The sequence below is a fragment of the Pseudomonas sp. KH_046_1 genome (assembly GCF_057839025.1).
Genome location: NZ_CM174481.1, coordinates 3,837,207 through 3,863,300, shown reverse-complemented (window position 1 = coordinate 3,863,300; position 26,094 = coordinate 3,837,207). Strand labels below are relative to the sequence as shown.

At 61.9% G+C, this 26,094-nt stretch carries 23 protein-coding genes; 12 read left to right on the top strand and 11 right to left on the bottom strand.

Annotated elements, in window-relative coordinates:
* The first annotated feature begins 47 nt into the window (after positions 1-47).
* Entirely contained in the window at positions 48-416 is a 369-nt protein-coding gene (locus AC3IT9_RS17735; protein ID WP_057715236.1) for a DUF427 domain-containing protein, read from the top strand.
* Between the two features lie 54 nt (positions 417-470).
* On the opposite strand, the gene AC3IT9_RS17730 is transcribed toward AC3IT9_RS17735, so the two are convergent.
* Both AC3IT9_RS17730 and AC3IT9_RS17725 read right to left on the bottom strand, forming a co-directional pair.
* Positions 471-2,093: an MFS transporter gene (locus AC3IT9_RS17730; RefSeq protein WP_150724157.1), complete on the bottom strand. Its 1,623-nt coding sequence runs from the start codon at positions 2,091-2,093 to the stop codon at positions 471-473.
* Between the two features lie 135 nt (positions 2,094-2,228).
* The gene (locus tag AC3IT9_RS17725; RefSeq protein WP_489270538.1) at positions 2,229-3,896 is read right to left on the bottom strand and encodes a GMC family oxidoreductase; all 1,668 of its coding nucleotides are present in this window, start codon (positions 3,894-3,896) and stop codon (positions 2,229-2,231) included.
* A 132-nt stretch (positions 3,897-4,028) separates the two neighbouring features.
* Between AC3IT9_RS17725 and AC3IT9_RS17720 the strand changes: the two genes are divergently transcribed.
* Complete coding sequence (locus tag AC3IT9_RS17720; RefSeq protein ID WP_489270537.1) at positions 4,029-4,931, top strand: LysR family transcriptional regulator; 903 nt, start codon at positions 4,029-4,031, stop codon at positions 4,929-4,931.
* A 133-nt stretch (positions 4,932-5,064) separates the two neighbouring features.
* Here the strand turns inward: AC3IT9_RS17720 and AC3IT9_RS17715 are convergent, their stop codons facing one another.
* The 3 genes from AC3IT9_RS17715 to AC3IT9_RS17705 form a co-directional block, all read right to left on the bottom strand.
* A complete protein-coding gene (locus tag AC3IT9_RS17715; RefSeq protein WP_489270535.1) occupies positions 5,065-6,162 on the bottom strand; it encodes a DNA alkylation repair protein in 1,098 nt (365 codons plus the stop codon).
* A gap of 143 nt (positions 6,163-6,305) precedes the next feature.
* Positions 6,306-8,114: a monovalent cation:proton antiporter-2 (CPA2) family protein gene (locus AC3IT9_RS17710; RefSeq protein WP_150754635.1), complete on the bottom strand. Its 1,809-nt coding sequence runs from the start codon at positions 8,112-8,114 to the stop codon at positions 6,306-6,308.
* Between the two features lie 111 nt (positions 8,115-8,225).
* The gene (locus AC3IT9_RS17705) at positions 8,226-9,299 is read right to left on the bottom strand and encodes a diguanylate cyclase domain-containing protein (RefSeq protein ID WP_489270534.1); all 1,074 of its coding nucleotides are present in this window, start codon (positions 9,297-9,299) and stop codon (positions 8,226-8,228) included.
* A gap of 172 nt (positions 9,300-9,471) precedes the next feature.
* Between AC3IT9_RS17705 and AC3IT9_RS17700 the strand changes: the two genes are divergently transcribed.
* The 4 genes from AC3IT9_RS17700 to dmeF all read left to right on the top strand — a co-directional run bounded on the left by AC3IT9_RS17700 (position 9,472) and on the right by dmeF (position 11,661).
* Positions 9,472-9,810, top strand: a complete 339-nt coding sequence (locus AC3IT9_RS17700; protein ID WP_489270533.1) for an FKBP-type peptidyl-prolyl cis-trans isomerase — start codon at positions 9,472-9,474, stop codon at positions 9,808-9,810.
* A gap of 21 nt (positions 9,811-9,831) precedes the next feature.
* Positions 9,832-10,311, top strand: a complete 480-nt coding sequence (locus AC3IT9_RS17695; RefSeq protein ID WP_489270532.1) for an MEKHLA domain-containing protein — start codon at positions 9,832-9,834, stop codon at positions 10,309-10,311.
* Positions 10,312-10,439: 128 nt separating this feature from the next.
* Complete coding sequence (locus AC3IT9_RS17690; RefSeq protein ID WP_108215964.1) at positions 10,440-10,715, top strand: metal/formaldehyde-sensitive transcriptional repressor; 276 nt, start codon at positions 10,440-10,442, stop codon at positions 10,713-10,715.
* Between the two features lie 13 nt (positions 10,716-10,728).
* Complete coding sequence (gene dmeF / locus AC3IT9_RS17685) at positions 10,729-11,661, top strand: CDF family Co(II)/Ni(II) efflux transporter DmeF (RefSeq protein ID WP_150754639.1); 933 nt, start codon at positions 10,729-10,731, stop codon at positions 11,659-11,661.
* 11 nt (positions 11,662-11,672) lie between these two features.
* Here the strand turns inward: dmeF and AC3IT9_RS17680 are convergent, their stop codons facing one another.
* Positions 11,673-12,782, bottom strand: coding sequence for a cytochrome P450 (locus tag AC3IT9_RS17680; RefSeq protein WP_489270531.1), 1,110 nt, complete (start codon positions 12,780-12,782; stop codon positions 11,673-11,675).
* A gap of 79 nt (positions 12,783-12,861) precedes the next feature.
* Here AC3IT9_RS17680 and AC3IT9_RS17675 point away from each other — a divergent pair, with 79 nt between their 5' ends.
* The gene (locus AC3IT9_RS17675) at positions 12,862-13,635 is read left to right on the top strand and encodes an ArsR/SmtB family transcription factor (protein WP_489270530.1); all 774 of its coding nucleotides are present in this window, start codon (positions 12,862-12,864) and stop codon (positions 13,633-13,635) included.
* A 260-nt stretch (positions 13,636-13,895) separates the two neighbouring features.
* Here AC3IT9_RS17675 and AC3IT9_RS17670 read toward each other — a convergent pair whose 3' ends face one another.
* Positions 13,896-15,218, bottom strand: coding sequence for an alginate export family protein (locus AC3IT9_RS17670; protein ID WP_489270529.1), 1,323 nt, complete (start codon positions 15,216-15,218; stop codon positions 13,896-13,898).
* Positions 15,219-15,500: 282 nt separating this feature from the next.
* Between AC3IT9_RS17670 and AC3IT9_RS17665 the strand changes: the two genes are divergently transcribed.
* Positions 15,501-15,890 (top strand): c-type cytochrome, encoded by a 390-nt coding sequence (locus AC3IT9_RS17665; RefSeq protein ID WP_150725448.1) that lies wholly within the window; start codon positions 15,501-15,503, stop codon positions 15,888-15,890.
* Between the two features lie 48 nt (positions 15,891-15,938).
* Complete coding sequence (locus AC3IT9_RS17660; protein WP_489270528.1) at positions 15,939-17,429, top strand: aldehyde dehydrogenase family protein; 1,491 nt, start codon at positions 15,939-15,941, stop codon at positions 17,427-17,429.
* A 30-nt stretch (positions 17,430-17,459) separates the two neighbouring features.
* Here the strand turns inward: AC3IT9_RS17660 and AC3IT9_RS17655 are convergent, their stop codons facing one another.
* The 4 genes from AC3IT9_RS17655 to AC3IT9_RS17640 form a co-directional block, all read right to left on the bottom strand.
* Entirely contained in the window at positions 17,460-19,862 is a 2,403-nt protein-coding gene (locus AC3IT9_RS17655; protein ID WP_489270527.1) for a DUF3772 domain-containing protein, read from the bottom strand.
* Positions 19,863-19,970: 108 nt separating this feature from the next.
* Positions 19,971-21,401, bottom strand: coding sequence for a heavy metal sensor histidine kinase (locus tag AC3IT9_RS17650; RefSeq protein WP_150725451.1), 1,431 nt, complete (start codon positions 21,399-21,401; stop codon positions 19,971-19,973).
* Positions 21,402-21,409: 8 nt separating this feature from the next.
* Complete coding sequence (locus AC3IT9_RS17645; RefSeq protein WP_489270526.1) at positions 21,410-22,081, bottom strand: heavy metal response regulator transcription factor; 672 nt, start codon at positions 22,079-22,081, stop codon at positions 21,410-21,412.
* 84 nt (positions 22,082-22,165) lie between these two features.
* Entirely contained in the window at positions 22,166-22,423 is a 258-nt protein-coding gene (locus AC3IT9_RS17640; protein WP_150758710.1) for a DUF2790 domain-containing protein, read from the bottom strand.
* 392 nt (positions 22,424-22,815) lie between these two features.
* Between AC3IT9_RS17640 and AC3IT9_RS17635 the strand changes: the two genes are divergently transcribed.
* Genes AC3IT9_RS17635 through AC3IT9_RS17625 form a run of 3 tightly spaced genes read left to right on the top strand, consistent with a single transcriptional unit; the run spans position 22,816 to position 25,789 of the window.
* Positions 22,816-23,781 (top strand): Bug family tripartite tricarboxylate transporter substrate binding protein, encoded by a 966-nt coding sequence (locus AC3IT9_RS17635; RefSeq protein ID WP_489270525.1) that lies wholly within the window; start codon positions 22,816-22,818, stop codon positions 23,779-23,781.
* Between the two features lies 1 nt (position 23,782).
* Positions 23,783-24,265, top strand: a complete 483-nt coding sequence (locus AC3IT9_RS17630) for a tripartite tricarboxylate transporter TctB family protein (RefSeq protein WP_489270524.1) — start codon at positions 23,783-23,785, stop codon at positions 24,263-24,265.
* A gap of 15 nt (positions 24,266-24,280) precedes the next feature.
* On the top strand, positions 24,281-25,789 hold the full coding sequence (locus AC3IT9_RS17625) for a tripartite tricarboxylate transporter permease (protein ID WP_150725457.1): 1,509 nt from the start codon (positions 24,281-24,283) through the stop codon (positions 25,787-25,789).
* Positions 25,790-26,094 lie beyond the last annotated feature (305 nt).

Below are 26,094 nucleotides of genomic sequence, written 5' to 3'. Positions count from 1 at the left end.
CACATCATCGATTTGCAGGTCCATCACCGTCATGAGGAACGTTTTCCATGAAAAGCTCCGGTCCTAGCCCTGTCATCACCATCGCCGAGCAGCCTGGCTGTCTGCTGGTGAAATTTCACGGTATTCAAGTAGCCGCCTCGGCACGGGCCCTGGTGTTGCTGGAGGCCAATTACCCGCCGGTGTACTACGTGCCGCGAGAGGACATCGACGAGAAGTATTTCGCCCGCACCGACCACACCAGCTATTGCCCCTACAAGGGCGATGCCAGCTATTTCAGCCTGCAGGTGCCGGGGCATGAAAGCGCCAACGCGGTGTGGAGTTACGAAGACCCCAAGGTGTCGGTGGAACAAATCCGTGGATACCTGGCGTTCTACCCGGATCAAGTGAAGTTCGAGTTGCTTGATGCCGAGGTCTGATCGGGGTTGATCGGTGCGACGAGGGAGCCTGCTCCCTCGTCGGCAGGCATAACCTCAGTTCTTGTCGAGATCCACGTTGCGCGTCTCACGCAGACAAATCATCCCCACCACCAGGCTCACCCCGGTGATCACCACCGGATACCACAGCCCGTAGAAGATGTCCCCGGTGTACACCACCAACGCGAACGACACGGTTGGCAGGAAACCGCCGAACCAGCCGTTGCCGATGTGGTAGGGCAGGGACATCGAGGTGTAGCGGATGCGGGTCGGGAACAGTTCGACCATCAACGCCGCCAGCGGGCCGTAGCACATCGCGGAGATGATGATCAGCGCGACGATCAGCGCCACGATCATCGGCTTGTTGATCTGCTGCATGTCCGCCTGTTTCGGGTAACCGGCGAGGGTCACGGCACCGCGCAAGGCGGCTTCGTCGAAACCATCGATCTTCATGTCACCGACGCTGACCTGCACGTCACTGCCGGCCGGGGCCGCTGCGCTCTGGTAGGGCAGGCCCTGCTTGACCAGGAAGGTCTTGACCTTGTCGCACGGGCTGTCGAATTTCGCCTTGCCCACCGGGTCGAACTGGAAGGTGCAGGTGGCCGGGTCGGCCATCACGGTGATCGGTGCCTGGCGACTGGCCTGGTCGATGGCCGGGTTGGCGTAGTGGGCCAGGGTCTTGAAGATCGGGAAGTACAGCGCGGTGGCCAGCAGCAGGCCGATCATCAGCACCGGTTTGCGTCCGACCTTGTCCGACAGCCAGCCAAAGAAGATGAAGAAAGGCGCGCCAATGGTCACGCTGACAATCAGCAGACCGTTGGCCACCGCTGGGTCCATTTTCAGGAACTGGGTGAGGAAGAACAGCACATAGAATTGCGCGGCGTAGAAGGTCACCGCTTGCCCGGCATTGATGCTGAACAGGGCGATCAACACCACCTTGAGGTTTTCCCATTTGCCGAAGGAGTCGCGAATCGGCTGTTTGCACAGCTTGCCTTCTTCTTTCATTTTCACGAAGGCCGGCGACTCGTGCAGGCTCATGCGAATCCAGGTCGAGATGCCCAGCAGCACGATGGAAAACAGGAACGGAATGCGCCAGCCCCAGACTTCGAACTGATCGCCGGTGAAGTAGCGGCAACCCAGCACCACCAGCAACGAGAGCAGCAGGCCAAGGGTCGCGGTGGACTGAATCCAGCTGGTGTGGAAGCCCCGCTTGCCGACGGGCGCGTGCTCGGCGACATAGGTCGCGGCGCCGCCGTATTCACCGCCCAGGGCCAGGCCCTGGAGCATGCGCAGTACCACCAGGATGATCGGCGCGGCGATGCCGATGCTGGCGTAGGTCGGCAGCAATCCGACGCAGAACGTCGCCAGGCCCATGAGGACGATGGTGGCGAGGAAGGTGTACTTGCGCCCGATCATGTCCCCCAACCGCCCGAACACCAGCGCGCCGAACGGCCGGACGATGAAGCCGGCGGCGAAGGCCATAAGGGCAAAGATAAACGCCGTGGTGTCGTTGACCCCGGCGAAGAACTGCTTGCTGATCACCGCCGCGAGGGCGCCGTAGAGGAAAAAGTCATACCACTCGAAGACCGTCCCGAGGGACGAAGCGAAGATGACTTTCTGGGTTTCCTGGCTGGTGCCCGCGCTACGCACGGCTTCCAGGGTTTGAACGTTTTCTGACATACCGGTATCCCTCACAGTGATTGTTTTTGTTGTTCCACTGGTGTTGCGTGTTCCATTTCAGGGGTAATGCTCAGTGTCCGTGAAGCTAATGAAGTTCCTGTGGGAGCGGGCTTGCTCGCGAAAGCGGTGGATCATTCACATTGATGTTGAATGACACGACGTCTTCGCGAGCAAGCCCGCTCCCACAGGGTTGGTGTTTACAGATGGGGCCAGGATCATCTGCGCAGCCTTCTCGGCAATCATCAGCGTTGGCGAGCAGGTGTTGCCCGAGGTGATGCGCGGCATGATCGAGGCATCGGCAATGCGCAGGCCGGGGATGCCATGGACCTTGAGTTGCGCATCGACCACGGCGTCGACGTCATTGCCCATGCGGCAGGTGCCCACTGGATGGAAAATCGTGGTGCCGATCCGCGCGGCGGCTTCGTGCAGCTGTTCTTCGCTTTGCAGGCTGTCGCCGGGCAGGTATTCCACCGGATTGAAGGCGCGCAGGGCCGGGGCGGCGACGATGCGCCGGGTCAGGCGAATGGCGTCGGCGGCGACCCGCAAATCCTCCGGATGGCTCAGGTAATTGGGTTGGATCAGCGGGGCTTCTTGTGGATCGGCGGAGCGAATTTCCACCCGGCCGCGGCTTTGCGGACGCAGATCGCAGACCGATGCGGTGAACGCCGGGAACGCATGCAGCGGTTCGCCAAAGCGCTCCAGCGACAGCGGTTGCACGTGGTATTCGAGGTTGGCTGAAGTCTGCTCCGGCCCCGAGCGGGCAAAGGCGCCCAACTGGCTCGGCGCCATGGACAGCGGGCCACTGCGGTCATACAGGTAGCGCAGACCCATGCCCATCTTGCCCCACAGGCTGCCGGCAATCTGGTTCAGGGTGCGGGCATTTTCCAGCTTGTAGATCAGCCGCAGTTGCAGGTGATCCTGCAGGTTGCCACCGACGCCGGGTAGCTCATGGACGACGCCAATGCCCAGCCGCTCCAGCAGTGGACGCGGGCCGATGCCGGAGCGTTGCAGGATGCTGGGCGAACCGACGGAGCCGGCACACAGGACGATTTCCTTGCGCGCCTTGAAGGTTTTCGCCTGGCCTTGCCAGCGGGCGCTGATCGCCGATGCGCGACCATTGTCCAGCAGCACGCGGTCGACTTCGACAGCGGTCAGCACGGTGAGATTGGGACGCTGACGAATGGGTTTGAGAAAGGCCTTGGACGCGTTCCAGCGGATGCCGGCCTTCTGATTGACCTGGAAATAGCCGCAACCTTCGTTGTCGCCCTGGTTGAAGTCATCGATGCTGGCAATGCCGCTTTGTTCGGCGGCACTGCGGAACGCATCGAGAATAGGCCATGACAGGCGCTGGCGTTCGACCCGCCATTCGCCCGCGGCGCCGTGAAATTCGGCGGCGCCGGCAAAGTGGTTTTCACTCTGCTTGAACAGCGGCAACACGTCTTGCCAGCTCCAGCCAGGGTTGCCGTCGGCGGCCCAGCGGTCGTAGTCGCCGGCCTGGCCGCGCATGTAGATCATGCCGTTGATCGAGGAGCAGCCACCCAGCACCTTACCGCGCGGGTAGCTCAGGGCGCGACCTTGCAGGCCCGGTTGCGCTTCGGTCTTGAAGCACCAGTCGGTGCGCGGGTTGCCGATGCAGAACAGGTAACCCACGGGGATGTGAATCCACGCATAGTTGTCGCGGCCACCGGCCTCGAGCAGCAACACGCGATGTTGCGGATTGGCCGATAGTCGATTGGCCAGCAGACATCCGGCCGGCCCGGCCCCGACCACGATGTAATCGTATTCATCAAGGGAAGTCTGCATCCCTGACCTCGCGTTGTTGTTCTTGTTGTCTGTCATCCTAGTTGTTAGCTTTCGTCAAAAGAATGTTAGTTTTTGCGCAGCCGCTGTGCGTTTTTAAACAGCATCCCGAACGGCTACAAACAAGGACGCTTCATGTTCGACTGGAATGACCTGCGGTTTTTTCTCGAATTGCAGCGCAGCGGGCGTTTGCTCACGGCTGCCCGGCGCTTGAACACCACCCATGCCACCGTGGCGCGGCACATCGAGGCCATCGAAAAGAGCCTCGGTACGGCGTTGTTCGTCCAGCATGCCCAGGGTTACGAGATGACCCCGGCGGGCGAGGCGTTGCTTAAACACGCCGAGGCGATGGAGAACGTGGCGCTGCTGGCCCAGGAGGAAATCACCCAGTCCACCGCGCCGCTGGGCAAGATCCGCGTCGGGGTGACGGAAGGACTGGGCATCATGTTCCTCGCCAGTCGCATGAACGGTTTGTTCGAGCGCTATCCGGGGCTGGAGGTGGAACTGGTGGCGGTGCCGCGTTTTGTCAGCATCCTCAACCGCGAGGCGGAAATCAGCATCCACCTCGAACGCCCGGCCGCCGATATGCTGGTCACCCGCAAACTCACCGACTATCGCCTGGCACTCTATGCCAGCCAGGACTATCTCGATCGCTCACCGCCGTTGCGCAGTCGCGAGGACCTGGGGCGGCATGCCTGGATTGGCTATGTCGACGACCTGCTGTTCAGCCAGGAACTGATGTTCCTCAACAGCTTCTGCCGCACCCCGCGGGTGGTGTTTCACAGCACCAGCGTGATCGCCCAGCAACAGGCGGCCCGCTCGGGCCTGGGGATTGCCGTGTTGCCGTGCTACATGGCCAGTGCCGATCCCGGTCTGGTGCCATTGCTCCCGGACGAAAGCATCCAGCGCAGCTACTGGATCAGCACCCGCCGGGAGCTGCACAAATCGGTGCGGTTGCGGGTGTTGTGGGATTATGTGGTGGGGTTGTGTGAGCGGGAGCAGGGGTTGTTGTTGGGGGCTGTTGCTCAGGGTGCCTGAACGGACGCCTTCGCGGGCAAGCCCGCTCCCACAGGTTTTTGTGCTGTTCACACCGACTGTGTAGCGCTGCAGATCCCTGTGGGAGCGGGCTTGCTCGCGAAGGCGTCGGTAGATTCACAATTGATCTAATGGTTTAACCAACAATCTCGAACGCCGTACTGGCCAACCGTTCGCCATTAACCATGATATGCACCGCATGGCGCCCCGCATAATGCCGGCGGGTGGTGAGTTCCTTGATCTGCTGGCCGCGACTGACGGCTTCGACAGCGTTGCCCGGCAGCGTCAGCGCCTTGAGCTTGAACACCTTCGCCGAGGTGCTGCCGTTGGCCTTGACGTAATCGATGGCGTAGTCGATCACCAGGCGCTGGCTGCTTTGAACGGTGGACCTGACGGCAAACGACAGGGTGATCTTTTCTCCCAGGCCAATCACCGGCGGTTCGACTTTCACATCAACGATCTCGACTTCAGGTTTGCCGCCTGCGCCGATAATCGCCAGTGCCCGCTGGTTGCCCTGTTTGATCAGGCTGCGCAGGGCGTGTCTGGCGATCCATGCGGTGTGCCGGTTGTCCAGCGACCAGCCTTCGATCAGGCCGAGTACCCAGTCGGGATGATCCTTGGTGATGTCGTTGAGGTGGTTGGCCACGGATTTGCGCACGTACAGGCTCGTGTCGGCCTTGAGGTTGTCGAGGATGTTCGCGGCCAGTGTCGGATCGGCCTGGATGGTCTCCAGCCGGAATGACCAGGGCAGGCGTGGCCGGCATCCTTCGCTGGCCAGGCGCCGCACATGCTCGTTGTCGTCCAGCGACCAGGCATGCATCAGCTTGAGCGAGCGCTCGAGGTCACTGCGCAGAAAGTGACGGATTGCGAATTCCGAAGAGCCAAATGCAGTGAAGTACTTCAGCGCGTCCATCGAGTGTTCGAACGCATGGGCGCCGTAGCTGGCGACGTAGTGCGGCAGGCACATGCTGACGAAGCCGCTGTTCAGGCGCGGGGCGAGGGCGCGCAGCACCTGCAGCGACCCCTCGTAGTCCAGGGGCAGCACGGCGTGCAGGCACTCGCTGACCCGGGCCATGCGCTGCATGACGCTGAGGTCTGCCAGGCCGGACTGGGCCAGTTTCAGGAAGCGCCAGGCCTCGAATGGCGGATAGACCGCGGTCATTTCGCTGGCGATGTGCTGGAGGCGCTCGGTGTTGAAGATTTCCTTGAGGGCCGGAGATTGTTGGTCAGTCATGGTGGTTCCCTGGCAATTGTTGTTGATCCATCACACCGCGTCATCGTTCATCGCGAGCAGGCTCGCTCCCACAGAAAAGCGTGTAAGCGACAAAGATCCAATGTAGGAGCGAGCCTGCTCGCGAAGGGTCCCTCAAATTCACCTCATTTGGTGCCCGCTTGCTCCTGCAGTTGATCCGACTCGAACAACCTGCCCAGTTCAACCCGCGCTTCCTGCGCCGTCTGCATCACTTTCACGGCGTCGTCATACACCGCATGCTGGGCTTCAAGCACCTCTTCGTCGTGCTGCTTGAAGCGTTTGATCCGTGCATCCGCCTGGGCCTGGGTCAATCCCAGGCCGATGAGGGTTTGCCGGCTCATTTCCAGGCTCGAATAATAGGTTTCGCGCACGGCGTGGGCGCCGACGTCCATCAGTCGATGTACGTGCTGGCGGTTACGGGCACGGGCGATGATTTTCATGTGTGGGTAGAGCTTGCGCACCAGTTCGGCGGTCTTGATGTTGGTGTCCGGGTCGTCGGTGGCGATCACGAAATACTCGGCTTCCCCGACCTTGGCCGCGTTGAGGATTTCCGGGCGCATCGGGTCGCCGTAGAACACTGGTACGCCACCAAAGCTGCGGGACAGTTCGATGGTTTCCACCGAGGTGTCGAGGGCCACGAACTTGATGTTCTGTGCGCGCAGAATCCGCGCAACGATCTGGCCCATGCGACCCATGCCGGCGATCACCACCCGTGGCGCGTCGGCGTCGATTTCGCGGAACTTCTCTGGCACTTCCACCGGTTGCACCTTCGGGCTGACCAAACGTGCGCAAAGCAGCAGCAACAGCGGCGTCACGGCCATGGACAGGGTGATGGTCAGCACCAGCAAGTCATACAGTTCGGTGGCGAACAGCCCGTGGTCGCGGCCGATCTTGAACACCACAAAGGCAAACTCACCACCGGCCGCCAACACGATGCCCAGGCGGATCGCACTGACCTTTTTCAAGCCCCCGGCCAGGCGACCGACCAGGAACAGCAGCGGCAGTTTGATCGCGATCAGCAGCAAGGTCAGGCCCAACACCGCCACCGGCATGCTCAGCAACAGGCTCAGGTTCGCGCCCATGCCGACGCTGATGAAAAACAGCCCGAGCAACAGGCCCTTGAACGGTTCGATCTGGGCTTCCAGTTCATGGCGATACTCGGAGTCCGCCAGCAGCAGGCCGGCGAGGAAGGCGCCCAAGGCCATGGAAATGCCGACCAACTCCATCAGCCATGCCGTGCCGATCACCACCAGCAACGCCGTGGCGGTGGAGACTTCTGGCAGCGCAGTTTTGGTCACCACGCGAAACACCGGCCGCAGCAGATAACGCCCGCCGATCACCACCACGGCGATGCTGGCCAACACTTGCAGGCCGTGGTTCAGGTTTTCGCTGGCGCTGGTGCTGTGATCGCCACCGGCAAGCAACGGCACCATGGCGATCAAGGGGATCGCGGCGATGTCCTGAAACAACAGGATCGCGAACGCCAGCCGCCCGTGGGGGCTGGTCAGTTCCTTGCGTTCAGCCAGGCTTTGCAGGCCGAACGCCGTGGACGACAGCGCCAGGCCCAGGCCGAGGACGATCGCGGTGTTCAACGGCTGGCCAAACAGCCACAGCGCCACCACGCCAATCACCGTGCCAGTGAGCAACACTTGCGCCAGACCCACGCCGAACACTGATTTGCGCATCACCCACAGGCGTCGCGGCGACAGCTCCAGGCCGATGATGAACAGCAGCAACACCACGCCGAGTTCGGAAATGTTCGCGACGCTTTGCGGATTGTCGATCAGGCCCAGCACCGACGGGCCGATGATCACCCCGGCAAACAGATAACCCAGAACCGCCCCCAGTTGCAGGCGCTTGGCCAAGGGAACGATGAGCACGGCCGCCATCAGAAATACGACAGCGGCTTGTAGCAGGTTGCCTTCATGGGGCATGGGCGAAACTCCAGAACTCGGGACAGCGGGGGCGTCAAGGATAAAGGCTGGGCTCGCTGAAGATCTACCGTGGGCTTCAGTTACATCCATGCAGTTGTGCCGCCCGAAGCGCTATTCGCTGTGTGCCCGCACCACGCTCTCGGTGCCCAGCCGATACTGATTGTTCCCGCTGCGCTTGGCCTCATACATCGCCAGGTCGGCAATGTGCAGTAGGCGGTCAATGCTCGGCGCATGATCGGGGAACACGGCGACGCCGAGGCTGGTGCCGATGTGGCGCTGGTCGTTGCCGATGGTGACGGGCGGGGAGAGTTCGACGAGGATTTTCTGGCAGATGGTGCGCGCTTCGTCTTGCAGGCTTTTGCCCTGGGGCAGGCCCTGGAGGATGACCACGAATTCGTCGCCGCCGATCCGGGCGACGGTGTCGGTGCCGCGCAGAATGCGCTTGAGCCGCGTGGCGGTCGTGACCAGCACGCGGTCGCCGGCCGCATGACCATAGCGGTCGTTGATGGCCTTGAAACCATTGAGGTCGACAAACACCAACGCCACCCGCGTGGCACTGGTGCGCGCTAGCTCCAGCGCTTCAGACAGGCGCTCTTCGAGCACCAGGCGATTGGGCAGGCCGGTCAACGGGTCGTAATGGGCCAGGTGCTTGAGGTAGTTGGCCGAGGCCTTTTCTTCGGTGATGTCGCGTACCACGCCCATCATCTTGACCGTTTCGTCGTGGTCATTCTTGACCACGTTGCCGGTTTCGCGCAGCCAGCGGATCGTTCCGTCGGGCCAGACCACGCGGTATTCCTCGTCATGGTTTTCGCCGGTTTCCAGGCAACGCAGTTCGCCGGCCCGAACTCTGGGCCGATCATCCGGATGCACGCAGGAGCAGAACAGGGCGTAAGAGGGCGTCACTTCGCCGATCTTGAAGCCGAACATGCCGAAAATGGCATCTGACCAATACAACCGGTCGGTGTCGACATCCCAATCCCAGGTGCCGATGCGGGCAAAGTACTGGCTGCGTTTGAAGCGTTCGGCGTCGCCATCCTGGTGGATGCTCTGGCTTTCGGGCAGGTTGTTGATGATCGCGCGATATTCCGCCAGTCGCTTTTGCAGCGAGCGTTCGCGCCAGACCAGCGCGACGATCAGGCTGAGCGTCGTTGAACCAAGGATGACGCTGGTCCAGAGCAGGATCATTCGGGGATGGCCATCAGGGCGGTGAACCGTACGGGTAATTGTTGATTATTTTAGTTCAGCAAACAGCTTTAAACGTCGCGCGGGAGGTGGCAATGGTTGCCAATCGAGGGCAAATCTGGGAAAACGGCGCCCGTCAGGCCCTTGAGGGCGAGAGAGCATACGAGTGAAATCAATGAATGACGAGCTTCAGGTAATCGATCTACAGGTGGGTGACGGAAAAGCCGCCATCAAAGGCGCACTGATCACCACCCAGTACCGTGGCTGGCTGGAGGATGGCAGCGAATTCGATTCTTCCTACAGCCGTGGCAAACCCTTCCAGTGCGTGATCGGCACCGGGCGGGTTATCAAGGGCTGGGACCAGAGCATCATCGGCATGCAGGTCGGTGGCAAGCGCAAGTTGCTGGTGCCGGCGCACCTGGCCTATGGCGAACGCACCATGGGCAAGATCACGCCGAATTCGAACCTGATCTTCGAAATTGAATTGCTGGAAGTGCTGACGCGGGATGATTGACCGCGGTTGCCCGGGAGGCCTATGTCACCAATCAACGAATACGCCACGGCCATCGAACTGCTGGACGAGTCTTATCGGCACTGGACCGGTGAACCCCTGCCAGCCCCGCAGTCGCTGACCGGGCTTGAACGCCTGCACTGGCTGCACGCCCACGCGCCCTACAGCTTGCTGGCCCACGGTACTGAAGACGACCCCCTGTTCTTCTACGCCAATGAACAGGCGCTGGCCTGCTTCAATTACCCGCGCCCGGAATTTCTGGGCATGCCGTCACGCTTCAGCGCCTCGCCACTGGACCGCGCCGTGCGCCAGACCCTGCTGGAGCAGGTCACGGCCCATGGCATTGCTCACGGTTACAGTGGCTATCGGGTGGATCGGCAGGGTAATGCCTTCATGATTCATGAAGGCAAGGTGTGGACGCTGATCGATCAACACGGTGGGCGGGTGGGGCAGGCGGCGTTGTTCTGGCCGGATGCAGAGCGGGTCGGGCAGTTGGGGTGTTGAGCCCAGACCTTTAGTGGCCGACTGGCTGACGAAAATCGATGTCAGGCCGACCTGTCATCGGGTTGTGCCTTGCCAGGCTCCGCTCTATCGGCGAACATATGCGCTATATAGGGGTAGGGGGTATAGGTATGTCGCACATTCACGAACACAAGGATGACTTGATCAAGCGGGTGAGACGGATTGCCGGGCAGGTGGAAGCGGTGGAGCGAGCGCTTGAGTCCGATGCCGATTGCGCCAAGACCCTGCACCTGGTCGCCGCCATCCGGGGCGCGGTCAATGGTCTGCTGGAGCAGTTCATCGACGCCCATGCCCGCGAGCACGTGGCCCATCCAGGCCTGAGCGATGAAGAGCGCGCCCAGGGCGTGGAAGACTTGTTGCTGGCCATCCGTCGTTACGCCAAGTAGAGGCCTGAATCCCATGAAACAGACACCCCAGGCTTCGCGTTTCGCTCACGATCATGTATTTCTCGGCGCATCCCATGATGAAAACGCCCGACGCACCTTATGGGTGGTGGCGCTGACGTTCGTGATGATGATTGGTGAAATTGCTGCCGGTTACATCACCGGTTCCATGGCGCTGCTGGCCGATGGTTTTCACATGGCCACCCATGCCGGGGCCTTGGGTATCGCGGCGGCGGCCTATGGGTTCGCACGGCGCAATGCCAATAACGCGCGTTACAGCTTCGGCACCGGCAAGGTCGGGGATCTCGCCGGTTTTGCCTCGGCCATGGTGCTGGGGCTGGTGGCGATCGGCATTGCCGCTGAATCCGTTTATCGCCTGTTTCAGCCAACGACGGTGGCATTCACCGAAGCAACGGTGATTGCGGTGGTGGGGCTGGCGGTGAACATCGTCAGTGCCTTTTTGTTGGCGGGCGGCCACGGTCATCATGGCCACGATCACGGACACAGCCATGACCACGGCCATCATCACCATCACGACAATAACCTGCGCTCGGCTTATGTCCATGTGCTGGCCGATGCCTTGACCTCGGTGCTGGCGATTGCCGCATTGCTGGCCGGGAGCTATCTGGGGTGGGTGTGGCTGGACCCGGTGATGGGCATCGTGGGCGCTATCGTGATCGCGAAATGGGCCGTTGGATTGATGCGTGACAGCGCTGCGGTGTTGCTCGATGTCACGGATACACAGGTTGCCGATGAAATCCGTGAGCTGCTGGAGTCATCGGACGATGTGCGTATCAGCGATCTGCATGTCTGGCAGGTCGGCCCCCAGGCGCGGGCCGCGATTGTCAGCGTTGTGGCCGCGGCCAATGTCAGTGCCGACACCATTCGCGAACGCCTGGCGCCGGTCCATGAACTGTCTCACCTGACCGTCGAATACCGCACGGCTTGAGCGGCTTTCGCTCAATCACGGAACAGCGCAATCCGTCCATTCGTGGATGGGCGGTATTGCCATTTCAGCTGCTCCAGTGCCGGCCCCATTGCCAGAAACTGCTTGAGCGTGGCGCCGGCAATGCTCAACGCCAGGCGTTGCCCCGGACATTGATGACGCCCTGCACCAAAGGTGAAGCTGCGCCGGTTCGGGCGGTCGAGCAGGAAGGTGTCGGGGTTGTCGTTGAGCTGCGGGTCGCGATTGGCCGAGGCCAGCAGCACGAGGATCACGTCTGCGGCGTTCAGCCTCACGCCGTCAATCTCGCAGGGGGCGACGACGAAGCGACGGGTGTTCTGTACCGGTGGGTCGAAGCGCTGCACTTCGGCCAGCAGGTCTTCGACAGGGGTTGATTCGCTGCGCAACGACGGGTGTTGAATCAAAGCCAGCACGGCGTTGCCGATCAGCCCGGCAGTGGCCTCGAAGGTCTGGGAGAACAGGCCGATCAAGTTGGCGATCAGGGTTTGCGGTGCGCCGCAGGCGAAGCGCTGGCCGATACCTGCAAGCAATTGGCTGTGGTTGTGCGGATCATCGAGCAATTCGATGCAGTAACCGCTCAATTGCTCGGCGGCAGCGTGGGCGGCGGTCAATTGTGCCGCGTCACTCAAGGGCGACAGGCAGGCGACGAAGTCCGCCGTCAGCTCGCTGATGGCGCGGCCCTGGGCCGGGGTGAACCCCAGCAACGCCGCCACCACGCACACCGGCCCACGAAACATGGCGTTGTAAAGGCCAGCGGCATCCGCGGTCATCAATCGGGCGCTGACCAGGGCCTCGATTTCCCGCGCATCGATCAACTCCAGCCCTGGCGCAATCGCCGACCGTGGGCAACGCTGGCGTTCACCTTCATTCATGCGCATCAATTGGCCGAACACCTGGCCGGCCATGCCGTCGGCGATCGTCCTGGGAACTGGCTCCTGCGCCGGTCGAACGTGGCAATCGGGATGCGCCAGCACGGCGGCCACCGCCCGGGCGCTGCTGGCCACCCACAGGTTCAGCCCTGGATGAAAAGCCAGCCCACCGTTGGCACGCAGTTGTGCGTAGTAGGAATAAGGATCGGCATGGGTCGCAGCGATGATCGGGTCCATGGGTCACAGCCTTTTGTTGTTGGAAAGTGTTGCTACTATCTCCAGTCCGAAAGGGCATTGATTCGTCCGGGAGCGAAATATGAGCGCAGAACAACACGACATCGGCGTCTCGCAGGTGGCGGCAGCCATCGCTGAGCCTGCGCGGACGAAAATCCTCTGTTCGCTGATGGACGGCCACGCCCGCACCAGCACCGAACTGGCGGCGGTGGCCGAAGTCAGCGCGTCGACCGCCAGTGCCCACCTGGCCAAACTCAAGGAACTGGCGCTGGTGCGGCTGCACGTCCAGGGGCGTCACCGCTATTACAGCCTGGCGGACAAACGCGTGGCCCAGGCCCTGGAGGCACTGATGGTGATCGGCCAGAACACAGCGCCGAGGTTCCAGGCGCGGACCCCGGATCGCCTGCAATTTGCCCGCACCTGCTACGACCACATGGCGGGAACCCTGGCCGTGCTGTTGCATGACCGGATGCTTGAAGCGGGCTGGCTTGAGGAAACCGACGAACAGGCCTATCGCTTGAGCGACAGCGGTACGGCAATGTTTCAAGGACTCGGGATCGAGGTACAGGACTTGAGCACCTTGCGCCGCCGCTTTGCCTGTCCGTGCCTGGACTGGAGCATGCGCCGGCCACATCTGGGCGGGTCGCTGGGCGCGGCGTTGCTGCAAGCGGCGCTCAAGCGCAAGTGGGTGACCCAGGATCTGGACAGTCGGGCGCTGGCGTTGACGGCGTTGGGGCGCAAGGAGGTAGCGGGGCGGTTTGGGGTTGAGTTGCCGCTGCTGGTTGAAGGCAATAGCAAAAGATCACCACTTGCGGCAGCTCCGACCACACCGGGTGCATCCATTAACGATCAATAGCATTTTTCCGGTTGCTTCTGTGGCGACTGACATACTGCCTTCGTCGGATCGCCGCCCGGAGCAAGCCCGCTCCCACACTGGTTTTGTGTCGTTCGCAGATTCTGCGTACAACCGCTGAACCTGTGGGAGCGGCGGTGCGGCGATCCGACTTGCTCGCGAAGGCGGTGTATCAGGCACTGCAAATCTCAGCTACGAAAGCTTCCCACCAACTGATTCAACTTCCACGTGGGCAACGACAACGCCGTTGCCCTCGGCTGAGATCAGAAACCGGTGGCGAACACCACCTGGGCGTAGACGTTCCTGTCGTTGTTACCCAGTTGGGTACCACCGTCTTCGGCGCTCTTGTCCGGTTGGTAGATGCCCACCAGTGGCATCACGGTCAGGTGGTCGTTGACGTGCCATTCGGCGTACAGGTCGACTTCGTGGCCATCGGTGTTGCCCAGGTTGCGGTCGATGGTGTCGAAGTTGAAGTACATCGCGCCGACGGTGAGGTTCTCCAGCGGCGAGACTTTCAACGTGACGTTCTGGATGCGCGAGTTGCTGTTGAACGGCCCGGCGTAGTTGCCCGCCACTTCACCCTGGAACCAGGTGCCGTAGCCACGGCTGAAACCGTAGAACAGGGTGTCGTAGCCTTCCGAGAAGCGGCTGTAGCGGTAGCTGGCGCTAGGCGTCCAGACCGCGTCGGAGAAGGTCCAGCCCGCTTCCAGGTACCAGGCGTCTTCGGTGGTGGTGTGAGGCTTGTCCTGCTTGGCGTATTCACCGGACAGGAACAGGTCTTTCACCCCGGCGTTGCCCGCCGCACGCAGGCTGTAGGTCTTCATGCCGTCGCGTTCGAGCTGGATCGGCGAGGCGTACTGTTCATCGATATCGGTGGTCTTGATGTAGGTCAGGCCGACCGTGCCGGCCTCGGCCACGTGCTCCAGGGTGCCGACGTACATTTCGGTCTTGGCCTGGGCGCGGTTGTCGGATTTGAGCCACATCAGGTCGCTGCGCCAGCCTTCCTTGCCGCCCAGACGCAATACGGCGGTTTCGTCGAAGGCTTTGCGTGCTGCCAGATAGTAGGCGCCGCCACGGTTGAATTCGCCGTCGGCCAGGCCCTTGCCCATGTTAAGCGCATCGCCGTCGATCAGGAACCCGTCGCCGACCACAATGTTCTGACGACCGAAGGACAGGTCGACGCCGTCACTGCCCAACGCGCCGAACAGATCGGCCGAGCGCCAGCCGAGGTAGGCGTCTTCGAACTTGGTGGTGCGCTCCGAACCATCGGAGAAGCCGGCGGCATCGCCATCGCCCCAGGTGCCGGAGCTGAGCATGTTCCCCGCGCCGTACGCGGTACCCACACCGCCCAGGCCTTGATCGAAGCTCAAGCCGTATTTGATGTAGCCCTCGCGCCACGACGAGCTGCCTTCACTCAGGCGACCGGACAGGGCGTAGTTTTCCTGGCTGTGGAAAATGCCGAATACGGCTTCGAGGGTAGCGTTCAGGTGGCTGTCGTCATCGGCATAGAGTTCATAGGCACCGGCATTGCCGGCACTGATCATCAGCGCGAGCGTCGAGAGACGAAGCAAGGGGGACTTGAGCATGGTGTGGCATCCGTTCTTGTTCTTGAGCGCAGGTTTGCGGTCTGTCCGGATACTAAGGCGCGACTTTCGTTTGCCCTTTTCCCTGTTTGCCAATTAGTTGGTTGTGCATGCCAGATTGCCCGGTTTGGCAGCCCGGCCAACACAACTGGCACGCAGGGCAAAACCTGCGTGCCGGCGACCACCGACAATCCCTACCAACCTGCCGAAGCACCGTTGCCTCGGCATTTTTAGTGTTGGCGTTCGCTTGCTGGCGGGCGCGTGGATTTTCAAGGTCGTTTTCCTATGTTCACTTCGCTGCGTTTGCCCCTGATCGGTTTGTTGTCCTTCACCCTGGTCCAGGCGGTGTCCGCCGCCGAGTGCGCCCCGGACACGCGCCGTGGTGCCGAAGTGTTTGCCACCGAGTGCAGCGTCTGCCACGCGGTGACCAAGGGCACGACCGGCATGATGGGGCCGAACCTGTTCGGTGTGTATGGGCGCAAGTCCGGCTCGCTGGCGGGCTTCAGCTACTCCCAGGCCATGCGCGACAAGGACGTCGACTGGCAAGCCGAGAACATCACCCAATTGATCACCCAGCCCCAGGCCTTCGTGCCGGGCACCTACATGCCCTACATGGGCCTGGCTTCCGCCGACGACCGCCAGGCGGTCGCTTGCTTCCTCAAAGAACAACACTGATCAGGCCGGATCTGCGCCTGAACAACTCGTCTGAATGAAAGGTGAATTATGAGCAACGTTGAAATCCTGCCCCAGGTTGCTGCATTCCTTGAGCGTCGCCACGGCTGCTTCATTGATGGCCAGTGGGTGCTTGCCGAGGGCGACAGCATCGCCGTGGTCAACCCGGCCACCGGGCAAACCCTGTGCGAAACCCTGGATGCGCCGCTTGAACTCGTCGAGCGCGCCGTGCAGTCGTCGCACAAGGCGTTCAAGTCCGGTGTGTGGTCGAGCCTGCGCCCGGCCGATCGTGAACGCATCCTGCTGAACTTCACTCGCCTGGTCGAAGAACACGCCGAAGAACTGGCCCAACTGGAAACCCTGAGCCAGGGCAAGTCGATCAACATGGCCCGTGCGCTGGACCTCAACGCCACCGTGGAATTCATGCGCTACATGTCCGGCTGGGCGACCAAGATCGAAGGCCAGACCTTCGATGTGTCGATTCCGCTGCCAGCGGGCGCGAAGTTCACCGCGTTCACCAAGCGCGAGCCGGTGGGCGTGGTGGTCGGCATCGTGCCGTGGAACTTCCCGCTGCTGATCGCCGCCTGGAAGCTGATGCCGGCCCTGGCTACCGGTTGCACGGTGATCATCAAACCGGCCATGGAAACCCCGCTGACTGCCATGCGCCTGGCTGAACTGGCGCTGGAAGCCGGCATCCCGGCCGGCGTATTCAACGTGGTCACCGGTGGCGGCGCTTCCGTTGGCGGCGTGCTGACCGCGCATCCGTTGGTGAGCAAAGTGTCGTTCACCGGTTCCACCGCCGTGGGCAAGAGCGTCGGCGTGGCATGCATGGAAAACATGACGCGCTTCTCCCTGGAACTGGGCGGCAAGAACCCGATGATCGTGCTCGCCGATGCCGACATCGAAAAAGCCGTGCAAGGCGCGATCCTCGGCGGATTGCTGAACAACGGCCAGGTCTGCGCCGCAGCCTCGCGCTTCTACGTGCACCGCTCGATCCACGACCAATTCGTCGAAGCCTTGGCCGCCGCCGTCTCCTCGATGCCGATTGGCGCCGGCATGAACTGTGATGCAGCGATCAACCCGCTGGTGTCGCGCAAGCAACAGCAAAGCGTACTCAAGCACATCGAACTGGCCCGCCAGCAAGGTGCGCGGGTGGTGACTGGCGGCGAGCTGCTGGAAGGCGACGGTTTCTTCGTGCAGCCGACCATCCTGGCGGACATCGACCACAGCATGGCCGTGGCCCGCGAAGAAGTGTTCGGCCCGGTGCTGGGCGTGATGCCGTTCGACGACGAAGACGCCGTGATCGAACTGGCCAACGACAACCGCTACGGCCTGGCCGCCAGCCTGTGGACCAACGACCTAGGCAAAGCCATGAACCTGGTGCCGCGCATCGAAGCCGGTACGGTCTGGGTCAACGCCCACGTGCTGCTCGACCCGGCGATGCCGTTCGGTGGCGTCAAGCAATCGGGCATGGGACGCGAGTTCGGGCGTGCGGTGATCGAGGCTTACACCGAGCTCAAGTCGGTGTGTATCGCGCATTGATCGAGCGACCGCCTGCCGCGTGATCGAACATCACGCGGCAGGCGATCTCGCCAGTTCAATCCCGGCAGCACCCAGCCGCTTGAGAATTTCAAACAGCAGCTCGCTTTTGATCGCGCCGACCGTTCGTGGGCTGCCGACATAACCGGTGATGGTCAATGTGATGCCTTCAGGTTTCAGCTGACTGAAGCGCAAAAACGGCGCTGGTTTATCCAGAATGGATTCATGCTCGGTGTAGGTGTCCATCAGCAGGTTTTGCACCAGCTCCGGATCGATGTTCAGCGGGAACATCAGTTCGAGTATCACCACGCCCTGGGCGCTGCCGCCGAGGGTGACGTTGCGCAGGTTCTGCGAAATCAGGTGAGAGTTGGGCACGATCATGATCGAGCGGTCGGCCAGTTGGATTTCCGTGGCCCGTACGTTGATCCGGCGAATGTCGCCTTCGACCCCGCTGATGCTGATCAGGTCGCCGACCTTCACCGGACGCTCGGTGAGCAGGATCAGGCCGGAGATGAAATTCTTCACAATCTCCTGAAGGCCGAAGCCGATACCCACTGACAGGGCACTGACGATCCAGGCCAGGTTGGTCCACTTGATCCCCAGCGACGCCAGTGTGAGCAGGACGACGGACACGTAGCCGATGTTGGCAAACAGGGTGCTCAACGAGGCGCACATGCCCGGGGCCATCTCGGTTTTCGGCAGGAACTCGTTATCCAGCCAGCGGCGCAGCGTGCGTATCAGGTAGACACCGATCATCAGTGTCAGGAGGGCATGCATCAAATTGTCCGGGACGATGTTCAGCTTGCGCAGCCCTTCACCACCGAGAATGGCCACGGTACCGGTGACCAGTTGCCCGAGCGTCGTCCCCACGCCGCCGACAAACAGGGCAATGACGCCGATCAGCATCAGGATGGCGCGGCCAGCCCCGGACATTACGGTGCAAATCTGCTCCAGACGTGGATTGCCGATGCCCAGCAGTTGTTTGATCGCCTTGCCGGTGGGTTGCCGGGGTGAAAAAACGTAGTCGCAGGTGTCCTGGTAGACCTGTGCGAGCAGGTAGAAGCCGGCGAAGATGATGAATATCCAGACCAGTTCATAGGTGATGAACCGGGCCATCGTCACGTAGCCGATCAGCAGGGCGAACAGGGACACCACCACGGCCGCGCCGGTGAAGGTGTAAATCAGACCGGCGAAGGTGGTGACGCCTTCGGGGTTTTCCCCGGCCGCTATCAGGTCGCGGCGAGTCTTGTTGACGCGCAACAGCAGCGCACCGATCACCAGTGCCACGACCAAGGCCACGATGCCCCGACCGAACAACACCACTTCGGCGCTCATGCCGGTGACATTGCTCATTTGTACCAGGGTTACCAGCACCAGCAGCAGGCTGGCCAGCAACCGCGGATAGGGCTCCATCGCCAGCGCCACCCGATCGGCAATATCGGGCAGGCGCCATGAAGGATGTTTGGTCGACAGCAGCGCGCGACTCAGCCCGGTGATCAGCACGCAGGTATAGGCCAGCTTTTCCAGATATTGCGCCAGGTCGTCCAGTTGGGGGGGGTAGGGCAGTTGCCGGGTCCCGGCAAAATGCAGCAGTTGCAGGGCGATGCCGGCGGTCAGCAGCGTCGCCATCACCGACGCCAGCGCAAGGGAGCTGCGCCGCAGCCGGCCTGCAGGCATTCGATGAAAGCACAGCCACGCCAGGACCCGGCCGGCGAGGTTTCGACCCACGGTCCATATGACCAGGGCCAGCAACAGCAGGGCGGCCGTGATCGCGCGTTGTCCGGGTTGCCAGGCGGCCCGGTGCGTGGCCTCGAGCTGCTCGATGAGGGCGCTGAAACGTTGGCGGTCCTCGATCGGAAGATCGAACAATGGCGACCAGAAGCCTGGGTTCAGGATGCTGCTGGTCTGCTGGGTCACCTCTGCTTCCAACAGACTGCGCCGAATGCTGGCAATCTGGGTGATCAACTCGGCGGCACTTGTTTTAAGCGCGGCCAGGGTTTTGAGTTGGCTGTCGATCTTGTTTTTTTGCTCGCTGAGGGTGTCTCGTTGGCTGGTAATGGCAGTCGTCACCTGTGCGTTCTCGTCGAGCGGTACTGGCCCCAGCACGTTCAGTTGCGCCTGCAATTGCGCCTGTCCAGGCAGCAGTGATGTGGACAGGCGTTCAATCTCCTGAATCAGTACTTGCATCTGGTCCTGTGAGTTTTCCAGCTGGGTGTGATTGGTGGCCTGGGAAACCTGCTGCTTGAGGCTGTTGAGCTGGTTTTGCACCCCCAGCAATTCGCCGTCGGAGATGCTGATGATCGGGGCTGCGGGAGCGGGAGCGGGGGCAATAGCAGGAGCAGGAGCGTCGGCCATGTCCCCCGCCAACAGCGATCCCGGGCTTGCCGCCAGAACCGCGAAGGCGACGTAGATCATTGACTTCAAGACATTGCGCATCGGCGAGCTCGACGGGTTGTTAGTCACATAGCCAATGAGGTTAGGTCAAGACACGCACCCGAGAGCATTGTTTTGTCGCAAGTGCCGCGGGTGGTTTTCGCCTGGGCGCTACTCATGCTGTTGTCGCGCCGGGAAAAACAGTTCGAAGCAGGTGACGCCGTCGGCACTGCTGACGTGGCAGGCACCGTTGTGCAGTTGCATGATCGTCGCCACGATCGACAGTCCCAGGCCATTGGATTGGGCCGAGCGTTCGCGGGACTCGTCGACCCGGTAGAAGCGTTCGAACAACCGTGGCAGATGCCGGGCCGGGATGGTCGGGCCGTGGTTGCGCACTTGCACCTGGATGCCGTCGGCGGTCGGGCTGGCGTGGATACACAGCTCGGAATGCGGCGCGCCGTACTTGATAGCGTTGGCGCACAGGTTGGCCAATGCGCGGCGCAGCAGCATCGGCTCAGCCCAGATCAAGCCGCTGCCCCGGGCATCGATGCAGATGCCAACGTCGGTCGCCGGGCCTTCGAAATAATCGGCCATGCGTTGCATTTCGTCGGCGGCATCCAGTTCCTGACGCTGGCGCAGGGCACTGCGCGGATCGGTGCGGGCCAGGAACAGCATGTTGTCGAGCATGCGCGCCAGGCGCTCGAGCTCTTCGACATTCGAGGCCAACAGCTGCTGATAGGCGTCGGTGCTGCGGTTCTGCTGCAAGGCCACCTGGGTTTCCCCCAGCAGGTTGTTGATCGGCGTGCGCAGTTCGTGGGCCATGTCGGTCGATACCTGGCCCAGCTGGATGAAGCCTTTGTCCAGCCGGTCGAGCATGGCGTTGAAGGCGTCTATCATTGGCAGCAGTTCCAGCGGCGCGCCCTGGCTGTCGAGGCGTTCGTTGAGGTTGCCGACGTCGATGCTCTGGGTGTGGCGGGCCAGGCGCCGCACCGGCAACAGGCCGCGATGCACCAGCACATAACCGGACAGCGCCAGCAGGATCGCCGCGACGCTGGCGAACAGGTACACATTGAGCCGGTAGTCGGCGAGCACGGCGGTGCGTTCGGTCATCAGGCGCCCGGTCACCACTTGCAGGCTACCCAGGTCACCGGAATCGATGGTCGCCGCCAGGGCGGAAAACGGCACGCCGTTGACGTTGGGCAAATGCTGCACGTCGCTCAAGGTCAGCCGATGATCCATGGCCACCGGGGTCAGCGCCGGCATCGTCAGATTGCCCGGGTTGACCACCAACAACGGCGGCTGGCCAGGGGTGCCGATGGTCAGCAGGGCCTCGCGGTTGCCCATCATGTTCTGGAACAGCGCCGGCTTGGCCTTGATCAGGTCCAGGGTATTGCTGTCATTGAGGAAGGTGCGCAACTGGTCGATGCGGGTGATCAGGGCAATGTCGTCGCGATGGATCAGCTCGCGCTCCAGGTCGCGGTACAGCGCCACGCCCAGCAGCGCCAGCGAGACAAACGCCAGCAGGGCGAACACCAGCGCCAGGCGCAGGGTCAGGGAGTGGCTGAGGCGGGAGGCGGATTGCAGCGGCGTCATCACATTCATGGTTGCATTCAGGGTTGAGTGTCGAAGCGGTAGCCGATGCCGCGCACGCTGTGGATCAACTTGAGCGGGAACGGATCATCGATTTTCAGGCGCAGGCGGCGCACCGCGACATCGACGACATTGGTGTCGCTGTCGAAGTTCATGTCCCAGACCCGCGAGGCGATCATCGAGCGTGACAGCACTTCGCCCTGATGCGTGGCGAACAGGTGCAGCAGGGCGAACTCCTTGTTGGTCAGGGTGATGCGGTTGCCGGCGCGGCTGACGCGGCGCTTGAGTACGTCGATCTGCAGGTCGTCGACGTGCAGGTGTTCTTCTTCCCGGGTAGGACCGCGCCGGGTCAGGGTGCGCAGGCGTGCCACCAGTTCGGCGAAGGAAAACGGCTTGATCAGGTAATCGTCGGCGCCCAGTTCGAGGCCTTTGATGCGGTCGGCGATGTCATCCCGGGCGGTGAGGAACAGCACCGGTGTATCGGCTTCCCTGCGCAAGCGGCGCAGGACTTCCCAGCCATCCATCTTCGGCATCATGACGTCCAGCACGATCACGTCGAAGTCGTGTTCCAGGGCCAGGTGCAAGCCATCGACGCCGTCCCGCGCCAGGTTCACGGTGTATCCGAGTTCCTGCAGGCCGTTGAGCAGGTAATTGCCGGCCTTGGGTTCGTCTTCGACAACGAGGATGTTCATGCAAACCTGCCTGATCCGGTCGGGCTACAGGGGCGAGCCAATGGCGAAAGTGTAGCCCGGTCGGCGGTGAATACAGGCATCCGCTCAGTTCTCACCAAGGCAACCCACGCCCTGGACCTGATAGTCCAGCTGGTGCTCGCGACCTTGGTGGTCGAGGTAGTTGAACTGCGCCGGAACGATGCCGCACTTGCCGTTGAGGTCGGTCATGGACAGGACCTTGGCAACATCTACCGGGACATAAAAGCCGACCTTGTCGTGGATGACCGGCGAGGTGGACTGGGTGGCGGCAAACGCCGAACCGGTGGCGAGCAGGGCGGCAAAACCCGCGATCAACATTTTCATGACGAATCTCTCTCTACAAGGGCAGGGTGACTGCCGGTGGTTGGCCTGACAGTGATTTCAGGCTAACGAAGTGATCCGGACAGCCGACCAACAGCTTGATGACAAAGTTGTAATGAATGGATGGCAGGAGCACCCAGGTCCCTGTGGGAGCGAGCCTGCTCGTGATAGCGGTGTGTCAGACATCGAAAATGTCGACTGACACTCCGTCATCGCGAGCAGGCTCGCTCCCACAAGGGGCTCCCACAGGGGGCTTGCGGCGCCATTGGCGGGAGGTTTCAGCAAAACAGATCAACCCACGGATCCATGGCCTAAGCTTGTTTGCAGGCCCCTGTTCATCGCACATCTCGATGGGCAAGCGGCACCCATAAAAACAATGCAATCAGGAGATGCCCATGTCCGCTTTGATCCGTCGTTTCAGTCGCTGCATGGCCGCCGGTTTGACCGCTGCCGTGCTTGTCGCACCGGCCTTCGCGCTGGATACCGTGAAATTCATGGCCCCGGGCTCCGTGGGCGGTGGTTACGACCAGACCGCCCGGGTGCTGGGCAAGGCCATGGTCGAGGCCAATACGGCCAAGTCCGTGACCTTCGAGAACAAGGGCGGGGCGGGCGGGACCCTGGGGCTGGCGCAATTTGCCAACAGCACCAAGGGTGACCCGAACGCATTGCTGGTGGTCGGCGCGATCATGGTCGCGGGCATCGAACAGAACAAACCGCAGATCAGCCTGAAGGATGTGACGCCCATTGCCCGGCTGTTCACCGAATACAACGTGATCGCTGTGCGCAAGGAATCTGAATTCAAGACCCTCGATGACCTGATCAAGGCCTTCAAGGCCAAGCCAACGAGCATCACCTGGGGCGGTGGCTCCAAGGGCTCGGTGGATCACATCGGCATCGCCGAGCTGGCCGGCAAGCTGGACGTGCCGGTCAACAAGGTCAACTACGTGGCCTTTGGTGGCGGCGGCGAGGTGGTTGCCCAGGCGCTGGGTGGCCAGCTCAAGGTGATCACCGGCGGTTACGCCGAGCTGGGCCAATACATCAAGACCGGTCAGTTCCGTGTCCTGGGCATCGGCGCGCCGGAGCGGGTTCCCGGCATTGATGCACCTACCCTCAAGGAGAGCGGCTATGACGTGACGATCGGCAACTGGCGCGGTGTTTACGGTGCTTCGGGCCTCACCCCGCAACAGCGTAAAGAGGTGATCGACGCGGTCGTGGCTGCCACCAACAGCAAGGTCTGGCAGGACAATATCCAGGCCAATGCCTGGACGCCCAGCGTGCTGACCGGCGATGACTTCGGCAAATTCGTCGAGGAAGAACACGTGCGGTTGCGCGCCATGCTGGTCAAGGTCGGGTTGCTTTGACATGGCCACACAGCGCGCAGTGGTGCCGACGCAATTGGCGGTCGGCATCGGCCTGATCGCCATCAGCGTTGTATTGGCGATTGGCGCCTACCGTTTCCCGCCCGAAATGGGCTTCGTGATCCTCCCGGCATACGTCTATCCCTATGTCGTGGCGGCGTTTCTGGGTGCAGTGGGGCTGCTGCTGGGGTATCAGGCCGTCAGTGGCGGCTTTCGCGAGCTGGATAACGACTCCGCCACGGTGCCCGGTGGAAAAACCGGTGCGGCCTGGGTGACGGCGGGGCTTGTCGGGGTGGCGGTGCTGATCAACCTGATCGGGTTTGTGCTGGCCGCCGGGTTGCTATTTGTATGTTCGGCGCGGGGTTTCGGTAGCCGTCATCCCGTGCGGGACCTGGCTATCGGCATTGCCTTGACCCTGCCGATCTACTGGCTGTTCAACGCCGGGCTCGGGGTTTCCCTGCCGTCGCTGATCAACATCTGGCTTTGAAAGGAGATCGACACCGTGGACATTCTTTCAAGTCTGGCGATGGGTTTTGCCGCGGCGCTGACACCGATCAATCTGATGTGGGGGTTCATCGGCTGCCTGCTCGGCACCGCCATCGGCGTGCTGCCGGGGATCGGTCCGGCGCTGACGGTGGCCCTGCTGTTGCCGATCACCGCCAAGGTCGACCCCACTGGCGCGCTGATCATGTTCGCCGGTATCTATTACGGCGCGCAGTTCGGTGGCTCCACCACTTCGATCCTGCTCAACACGCCCGGTGAGTCTTCGTCGATGGTCACGGCGCTGGAAGGCAACCTGATGGCGCGCAACGGCCGGGCCGGACCTGCGCTGGCGACGGCGGCGATCGGCTCGTTCGTCGCCGGCACCTTCGCCACGATTTTGCTTACGCTGTTTGCGCCCATCGTGGCCAGGCTGGCCCTGAATTTCGGTCCGACCGAATATTTCGCGATCCTGGTGCTGTCGTTCACCACCGTGTCGGCGGTGCTCGGCGCTTCGATGCTGCGCGGGTTTGCCTCGCTGGGCGTCGGGCTGACCATCGGCTTGATCGGCCTGGACTCGACCTCGGGCATTGCCCGCTACACCCTCGGCGTGCCGGAACTGGTGGACGGCATCGAAGTGGTGCTGGTGGCGGTTGGATTGTTCGCGGTGGGCGAAGCCTTGTACAGCCTGCTCTATCAAAAGGAATCAAGCGAAGGACGGCATCGCCTGACCTCGTTGTGGATGACCCGTGCCGACTGGAAACGCTCGGTGCCCGCGTGGCTTCGGGGCACGCTGATCGGTTTTCCGTTTGGCTCGATTCCGGCCGGTGGCGCCGAGATTCCAACCTTCCTGTCCTATTCCACCGAACGCAAACTCAGCAAGTACCCCAAGGAGTTTTCCGCCAACAAGGGCGAAGGCGCCATCGAAGGCGTGGCCGGCCCGGAAGCGGCCAACAACGCCAGCGCGACCGGATCGCTGGTTCCGTTGCTGACCCTGGGCATCCCGACGTCCGCCACCGCGGCAATCCTGTTGGCGGCGTTCCAGAACTACAACCTGCAACCGGGGCCGATGCTGTTCGAAACCTCCGCCGAACTGGTCTGGACGCTGGTGGCCTCGCTGTACATCGGCAACGCGATTCTGCTGGTGTTGAACCTGCCGCTGGTGGGGCTGTGGGTCAAACTGCTGCAAATCCCCCGGCCGTACCTGAACGCCGGCATCCTGGTCTTCGCTACCATCGGCGTGTACGGCATGCGCCACTCATCCTTCGACCTGATCCTGATGTTGGCGATTGGCTGGGGCGGGGTGCTGATGCGCCGGTTCGACTTCCCCGTCGCCCCGGTGATCGTCGGCATGCTGCTGGGGCCGATGGCCGAGAAACAACTGCGCAACGCCTTGTCCATCAGCGAAGGGGACTGGACGGTGTTCCTCACGCAACCGATCTCGGCGTTCTTCCTCGCCCTGACACTGCTGGTGCTGGTGGTGCCCCATGTGCTGCATAAACGCGGCATCAAGTTGCATGAGGATGATTAATGGCATCGAATGTCTCTCAGTTAAATGCAACTAATGTGTGAGCGTATTTACTAATATGGGGCCTCGGTTGTAATAGAACTGTATTGTCAATCTAGTTGCCGGAGACGCTCTAGTTTGAGGAGGTGATTTTGATGACTGTTACAACCTGGGGGCGCCGTAATCGTGTTGGCAAGAAAGCACCGGCGCAAGGCCGGTGCTGAGGGGAGAGTCGGTACCCGCTAGCAAGTACGGAGAACTAGATAATGTGGAAATTAGTGATGGCTATATTATTTATACTCGCACTGGCTTTTTTCATAGTTCCAGCG

Coding starts and splice junctions, on each gene's coding strand:
- AC3IT9_RS17645 (WP_489270526.1), bottom strand. CDS start 22,081: ATGAACATCCTCGTTGTCGAAGACGAACCCAAGGCCGGCAATTACCTG.
- AC3IT9_RS17700 (WP_489270533.1), top strand. CDS start 9,472: ATGAATGACGAGCTTCAGGTAATCGATCTACAGGTGGGTGACGGAAAA.
- AC3IT9_RS17715 (WP_489270535.1), bottom strand. CDS start 6,162: ATGACTGACCAACAATCTCCGGCCCTCAAGGAAATCTTCAACACCGAG.
- AC3IT9_RS17650 (WP_150725451.1), bottom strand. CDS start 21,401: ATGAATGTGATGACGCCGCTGCAATCCGCCTCCCGCCTCAGCCACTCC.
- AC3IT9_RS17670 (WP_489270529.1), bottom strand. CDS start 15,218: ATGCTCAAGTCCCCCTTGCTTCGTCTCTCGACGCTCGCGCTGATGATC.
- dmeF (WP_150754639.1), top strand. CDS start 10,729: ATGAAACAGACACCCCAGGCTTCGCGTTTCGCTCACGATCATGTATTT.
- AC3IT9_RS17655 (WP_489270527.1), bottom strand. CDS start 19,862: ATGCGCAATGTCTTGAAGTCAATGATCTACGTCGCCTTCGCGGTTCTG.
- AC3IT9_RS17705 (WP_489270534.1), bottom strand. CDS start 9,299: ATGATCCTGCTCTGGACCAGCGTCATCCTTGGTTCAACGACGCTCAGC.
- AC3IT9_RS17735 (WP_057715236.1), top strand. CDS start 48: ATGAAAAGCTCCGGTCCTAGCCCTGTCATCACCATCGCCGAGCAGCCT.
- AC3IT9_RS17725 (WP_489270538.1), bottom strand. CDS start 3,896: ATGCAGACTTCCCTTGATGAATACGATTACATCGTGGTCGGGGCCGGG.
- AC3IT9_RS17695 (WP_489270532.1), top strand. CDS start 9,832: ATGTCACCAATCAACGAATACGCCACGGCCATCGAACTGCTGGACGAG.
- AC3IT9_RS17640 (WP_150758710.1), bottom strand. CDS start 22,423: ATGAAAATGTTGATCGCGGGTTTTGCCGCCCTGCTCGCCACCGGTTCG.
- AC3IT9_RS17660 (WP_489270528.1), top strand. CDS start 15,939: ATGAGCAACGTTGAAATCCTGCCCCAGGTTGCTGCATTCCTTGAGCGT.
- AC3IT9_RS17630 (WP_489270524.1), top strand. CDS start 23,783: ATGGCCACACAGCGCGCAGTGGTGCCGACGCAATTGGCGGTCGGCATC.
- AC3IT9_RS17635 (WP_489270525.1), top strand. CDS start 22,816: ATGTCCGCTTTGATCCGTCGTTTCAGTCGCTGCATGGCCGCCGGTTTG.
- AC3IT9_RS17675 (WP_489270530.1), top strand. CDS start 12,862: ATGAGCGCAGAACAACACGACATCGGCGTCTCGCAGGTGGCGGCAGCC.
- AC3IT9_RS17690 (WP_108215964.1), top strand. CDS start 10,440: ATGTCGCACATTCACGAACACAAGGATGACTTGATCAAGCGGGTGAGA.
- AC3IT9_RS17680 (WP_489270531.1), bottom strand. CDS start 12,782: ATGGACCCGATCATCGCTGCGACCCATGCCGATCCTTATTCCTACTAC.
- AC3IT9_RS17730 (WP_150724157.1), bottom strand. CDS start 2,093: ATGTCAGAAAACGTTCAAACCCTGGAAGCCGTGCGTAGCGCGGGCACC.
- AC3IT9_RS17665 (WP_150725448.1), top strand. CDS start 15,501: ATGTTCACTTCGCTGCGTTTGCCCCTGATCGGTTTGTTGTCCTTCACC.
- AC3IT9_RS17720 (WP_489270537.1), top strand. CDS start 4,029: ATGTTCGACTGGAATGACCTGCGGTTTTTTCTCGAATTGCAGCGCAGC.
- AC3IT9_RS17710 (WP_150754635.1), bottom strand. CDS start 8,114: ATGCCCCATGAAGGCAACCTGCTACAAGCCGCTGTCGTATTTCTGATG.